Here is a 537-nt window from a genome sequence, read left to right on the forward strand (position 1 = left end):
GGGATCATACTGATTAAGTCCGGCACAAAAAAGGCGGTAAAACAGCATGAGGAGAAAGCTCATGCAACAGTTTGAGTGGATTCACGGCGCCTGGCTGGCGCTGGCTATCGTACTGGAAATAACCGCGAACGTATTGCTGAAATTTTCCGACGGCTTCCGTCGTAAGATCTACGGTATTCTGTCGCTGGCGGCAGTGTTAGGGGCCTTTAGCGCCCTGTCGCAGGCGGTAAAAGGTATCGACCTGTCCGTCGCTTATGCGCTGTGGGGCGGATTCGGGATTGCGGCCACCATTGCCGCTGGCTGGATCCTCTTTGGTCAGCGTCTGAACCATAAAGGTTGGGTTGGCGTCGTGCTGCTGGTGGCCGGTATGGTATTGATAAAACTGGCCTGATATGATGCCGCCTGCGTTCGCAGGCGTCAAATTCTGTTCTCTGTATTACGCTTAAAAAAGCAGATTCGGCATCTTTCTGTACGCCGCTATGAGGACAGCACATGATTCCTTTGCCTGGCTGGCGGAATATTCCCTCTGCCAAAATC

The 537-nt window shown here is 52.9% G+C and carries 1 protein-coding gene and 1 pseudogene; both read left to right on the forward strand.

The genetic code is table 11. The annotated features are described in order from the left end of the window. A pseudogene (locus AB7038_RS18100) lies at positions 1–75 on the forward strand (multidrug transporter subunit MdtJ); the annotation flags it as partial. After that, positions 62–391 (forward strand): multidrug/spermidine efflux SMR transporter subunit MdtI, encoded by a 330-nt coding sequence (mdtI, locus tag AB7038_RS18105; RefSeq protein ID WP_015366783.1) that lies wholly within the window; start codon positions 62–64, stop codon positions 389–391. The pseudogene AB7038_RS18100 and the gene mdtI, both read left to right, overlap by 14 nt. The last annotated feature ends 146 nt before the right edge of the window (positions 392–537 follow it).

The sequence above is a fragment of the Morganella morganii genome (assembly GCF_041099235.1).
GTDB lineage: Bacteria > Pseudomonadota > Gammaproteobacteria > Enterobacterales > Enterobacteriaceae > Morganella > Morganella morganii_E.